Origin of the sequence: Herbiconiux daphne (assembly GCF_024979295.1) — a bacterium.
GTDB lineage: Bacteria > Actinomycetota > Actinomycetes > Actinomycetales > Microbacteriaceae > Herbiconiux > Herbiconiux daphnes.
This window is the reverse complement of record NZ_JANLCJ010000555.1, coordinates 1-604: the sequence shown is the minus strand read 5'-3', so window position 1 is coordinate 604 and position 604 is coordinate 1. Positions and strand designations below refer to the sequence as shown.

Genomic DNA, 604 nt, shown 5'->3' with positions numbered 1-604 from the left:
GATTGCACAACTCACTGGTAAACGTCATGGTCATGTGATGGATGCTTGCAGAACTATGTTCGAAGCACTTGGGTTAACATCTACCGACTTTTCGGTCGATGTTCCTTACCCCATTGGTAATGGGGCAATAGCCACCCGAGAAGTGTTTGAGTTGGACAAAGAATTGACAATGACTTTAGTATCTGGATACAACATCAGATTACGACACGCCATTGTTCAACGTTGGTTGCATCTCGAAGCAGAAAACGTTGCTCAGAAGGTAGAAATTAAAAACCTTCGACAACAGTTGCGTGATAATTTTACACCGATGATTGAGGCACGTAAGGAACAGCTCGCTGAAGAGGGCAATGGTTTTCAACCCTACCACGGAGGCAATGAAGCTGATCTCCTTAACCGTCTTGTCTTTGGTTGCTCTGCGAAAAAGTTAAAAGAGTTTCGTGGGGTTGACAACGTAAGAGATAACGCAACAGCAGAAGAGATTAAAGCTCTGGATTTTCTGGAACGTATGAATGAAATGCTTATCATCAGTGGTAAGAATTTTCAGGAACGTAAACACAGTTTAACCACTATGCTACAAAAGAAATTTCCATCTTTCGCTTCTCAA

At 42.2% G+C, this 604-nt stretch carries 1 protein-coding gene; it reads left to right on the top strand.

Annotated elements, in window-relative coordinates:
* The coding region (locus N1032_RS26415) for a Rha family transcriptional regulator (protein ID WP_259543618.1) at positions 1 to 604 on the top strand (604 nt) is incomplete at both ends.